Consider the following 3,809-nt stretch of genomic DNA (forward strand, 5'->3'; position numbering starts at 1 on the left):
TTTTTAACTGTTTTGCCAGTTATTTGAATAAATAATCAAGCTACTGTGTGGCGCGATACTGCGCTCCGCAACGCTCCGCGAACGCACCACACCCCCATCTATTCTCAATAATAGTGGGATTTTAGTTGAACTATTCTTCAGCTTATTTGATAAGTCCACCTCTATATATAGCTTTCAGCTACCTTGTCACCCCGTGAGGGGACAGACACTTATGTTTTGTCGAATCTATATTTAGTTTGATGGAACTAGACTTACCTGTACCAGACCATAGCACTGTATCTCGTAGGATCGCGAAGCTAAACATTACTTACAGCGTGATGCCAAAGGTAGAAGGGATTCACGCGCGTAGTGGATTCTACAGGGGTCAAAGTATATGGTGAAGGGGAATGGAAGACCAGAATTCACGGTTGTCGCGTCAACGTAGGAGATGGCGTCAACTACATCTAGGGGTAAATGAAGCGACAGGAGAAATAGTCGCGGCTGTAGTAACAACCAACGATGTTAGTGATGACCAAGTATTCCCTGACTTGCTTGATGGAGTAGAAGGTGAAATAGCACAAGTGTCTGGTGATGGAGCATATGATAAGTGCAAGTGCTATGAAAAAGCGAGTCACAAAGGAGCTAAAATCACCATTGCGCCACGCAAAAATGCAGTGCAACATGGCAACATGGCAACTGTAGAGGTACTCCCCATCGAAAATCTCAGACGCATTCGCATCTGTGGGCGAAAGGAGTGGAAGCATGAAAGTGGCTACCACAGGCGTTCTCACGTCAGAAACTACAATGTTCAGACTCAAAGCTTTATTCGGGGGTAAGTTGAGGAGACGATTGTTTGACAACCAAGCAGTGGAGTTATTCATTCAATGCGCTATGCTTAAGCGCATGATACAGAATGGTAAACCCGAAAGTTATCAACTAGACATTTAGTCTCCCCTCTTGTGGGAGTAATTTGCGATCGCCACTTTCATGCAACAAAGCCGTTTGGATGTGATGACTTTATCCGAGTCAATGCAACTTCTCAGTCAAAAGTTAGGGCGTGAAATTACGGGAGAGGAAGTAAAACAGGCGGAGGCTTTGGTTAAGGAACTGGGATATTTGCCTTTAGCTTTGGAGTTAGCAGCGGCTCAAGTTGCAGGTGGTAAATCTTGGGCAGTGCTGTTAGAGAATATTCAACGAGAGATTGCTCGGTTAAAAACGTTGGATAGACCAAGTGCGAGGGATGTTACTGATGAGGCTGATTTAAAAAGGTTCAGTTTGAGAGCTTCCTTGAATTTAAGTGTTAAGCTACTAGAAAAGGAAACGCGGGAGGGTTTTATTTGGTTGGGAATATTGCCGGATGATGTGAATATTACTCCAGGGATGGCGGCTGTCCTCTGGGGTATGAATGATGAGAGGGATGCGAGGGATAAGTTGAAGGATTTGCGGAGGAAGGCGTTGTTGTTAGATGGTGTGGCTTTACCTGATGGTAAGTCTACTTATCGTTTACATGACTTGTTTCACGATATCGCTCGGCATTTGTTGAGTGCACCTCCAAAGCCAAGGCGTAGGGGCGATCTGTCGGGCTTGGGTATTGGTCTAGCTAAGACTCACGGAATATTTTTGGAGAAATACAGGAGGTTAACTGATAATCATCTTTGGCATACTTTACCTAATGATGGTTATATTCATCAGCATCTAGTCTGGCATTTTGAAAAAGCCGGGAAGATAGAGGAGATTCATGGTTTATTAGCGGAGGAGTCGAAAAATGGAACTAATGGTTGGTATGAAACGTGCGATCGTTTGGGGCGAATGGGGATTTTTATTAATAATGTGGCTCGTGCTTGGGAATTAGCAGAGGTTGACTGGGATGAACATAGGTTGCCTCAAGTTGTTGGGTTACAGTGTCGTTATGCTTTGATAACTGCTTCTATTAATAGTTTGGCAGCGAAGTTACCAGCAGATTTGTTAGTGGCTTTGGTTAAACATGACTTCTGGACTCCAGGGCAAGGGTTAGCCTACGCATTACAAAAACCTCGTCTAGAAGATAAAGTAGAATCTCTGACAAAATTAGTTGATTATTTGCCAGAAAATTTAAAAAAACAGGCGCTTTCAGAAGTACTGGCTGTTGTTCAACAGATTAAGCATGAGTCTAATCGTATCGAAATTTTCAGTACCTTAGCTGATAAATTGACACCAGAATTATTACCAGAAGCACTGGCTGCCACTCGACAGATTCAGAAGAAGTCTCATCGTGCCCAAGCTCTCAGCGCCTTGGTTGATAAATTAACACCAGAATTATTACCAGAAGCTCTGGATGCTGCTCGACAAATTGATACTCATAGAGATCGCGCCCTAATTCTCACAGCTTTAGCTAATAGATCGCCAGAAGCGGTGATGTCAGTTATCAGTTAAAGGAATAGGGAAAAATGGAAATTGTAGAACCCCTAAGCGCATCTTTTAAGGAAGTTGAGATTTGAAACCTCTCGATTCAGGTTTGGGCCATCTCAGTTAACTCCTACCCTAACCACTCATACTTTTTCAGCAAACTCTCTTGTTGACAAAACCAATAATGAGTGTTTATATTTGTTTTTAGGTAACCTTCGTTATTGTTATTATATTTTACCTAAACTAACTATTGTCCAACAGTTGATAAAAAAATCATGGGTACTAAAAAAGCATCTTTATTATTAGGTATCTCCCGTCAACGTTTATTAGTTTTACTCGCTCAAGGAAGAGTCAAAGGAGCCAAAAAAAATGGGAGATTCTGGGAAATTCCAGTATCTTCGAGCGGTATGCCCGTAATCACTCCTGCTCGGCGCGGTCCGAAAGGTATCTGGCACAAGCAAGAAACCAGCGTACCTCAAATGATTCACGTTAATCAACACAACATTAAAGGCAATATAGGTAAGCCTCCAGAGGAATTGGAACCTGTAGTGTCACTCAAGCACGGCAAGCGCAACGATTATGGTTATGAATTATATATTTCAGGTCCTTGCTACATTGTCTATCAGCCTTACGAACCAGCACCTTGTGGCGCTCATCTGTGGATTAATACTTACTATCCAGTGCAATTTATAGATACTGAATTTAATCTTAATCCAGCTACTGCAAGGCAACCCAGCAAAAAACTTTACATATAGTCTGGTTTCAAAAACACCCTCGTTCGTCACAAAAAAATATTTATTCGCTCAGAGCGGCTCAACTGACAATAACTTCAGTATGCTTTGTGCTGTTTGTTTGTGGGAAATCGTCAGAATTATTACCAGAAGCACTGGTTGCTGCTCAACAGATTCAGTTTGAGGAATATCGCGCCCAAGTTCTCGTAGCTCTGGCTGATAAACTCTCGCAAATCCGAACAACTCAACTTTACCCCCTCTGGCAAAATACCCTTCACACCCTATCCCTTCGCACTCGCCCCGACTTACTCTCAGACATAACAGCATTAACTCCCGTCATCTTTGCTTTAGGAGGTGAAGAAGCAATCAAAAAGACAGTCATTGCTATTCAAGACGTTTCCCGGTGGTGGCGGTGATTTCAGTTATCAGTTATCAGTTATCAGTTATCAGCTATTAGTTGTCAGTTTCATTATCAATTATCAATTATCCATTATAGATTCTACCTATGTATCAACTAACTATTAATATACCAGAAGAAACAGCCTTAGCCTTAAAATTAACCCCTGAAGAACTTATATCATGTCTCATTAAATAGCTGTCATAAAGAATCTTTCCTCAATCCCGTAGGGACGTTGCATGCAACGTCCCTACATTGCTAATTGCTGCCATTAAACTTTATGAATTAAGTCGTCTTTCCTCCGGTACTGCTGCAAA

General features: G+C 42.1%; 5 protein-coding genes. All 5 read left to right on the plus strand.

The window, feature by feature from the left end; translation table 11 throughout:
- Positions 1-239 precede the first annotated feature (239 nt).
- The 5 genes from F6K22_RS42700 (at position 240) to F6K22_RS35065 (ending at position 3,511) form a co-directional block, all read left to right on the plus strand.
- A complete protein-coding gene (locus tag F6K22_RS42700) occupies positions 240-380 on the plus strand; it encodes a hypothetical protein (protein WP_375340228.1) in 141 nt (46 codons plus the stop codon).
- Positions 381-386: 6 nt separating this feature from the next.
- Entirely contained in the window at positions 387-815 is a 429-nt protein-coding gene (locus F6K22_RS35050) for a transposase (RefSeq protein WP_293109089.1), read from the plus strand.
- Between the two features lie 151 nt (positions 816-966).
- On the plus strand, positions 967-2,391 hold the full coding sequence (locus tag F6K22_RS35055; protein WP_293109092.1) for a hypothetical protein: 1,425 nt from the start codon (positions 967-969) through the stop codon (positions 2,389-2,391).
- A 248-nt stretch (positions 2,392-2,639) separates the two neighbouring features.
- Positions 2,640-3,119, plus strand: a complete 480-nt coding sequence (locus F6K22_RS35060; protein WP_293109094.1) for a hypothetical protein — start codon at positions 2,640-2,642, stop codon at positions 3,117-3,119.
- 86 nt (positions 3,120-3,205) lie between these two features.
- Complete coding sequence (locus F6K22_RS35065; RefSeq protein ID WP_293109097.1) at positions 3,206-3,511, plus strand: hypothetical protein; 306 nt, start codon at positions 3,206-3,208, stop codon at positions 3,509-3,511.
- Positions 3,512-3,809 lie beyond the last annotated feature (298 nt).

The sequence above is a fragment of the Okeania sp. SIO2F4 genome, assembly GCF_010672385.1.
Taxonomy (GTDB): domain Bacteria; phylum Cyanobacteriota; class Cyanobacteriia; order Cyanobacteriales; family Microcoleaceae; genus Trichodesmium.

Bases quoted from the DNA above. Each gene is read 5' to 3' on its own strand.
- F6K22_RS35060 (WP_293109094.1), top strand. From the start codon at position 2,640: ATGGGTACTAAAAAAGCATCTTTATTATTAGGTATCTCCCGTCAACGT.
- F6K22_RS35050 (WP_293109089.1), top strand. From the start codon at position 387: ATGGAAGACCAGAATTCACGGTTGTCGCGTCAACGTAGGAGATGGCGT.
- F6K22_RS42700 (WP_375340228.1), top strand. From the start codon at position 240: ATGGAACTAGACTTACCTGTACCAGACCATAGCACTGTATCTCGTAGG.
- F6K22_RS35055 (WP_293109092.1), top strand. From the start codon at position 967: ATGCAACAAAGCCGTTTGGATGTGATGACTTTATCCGAGTCAATGCAA.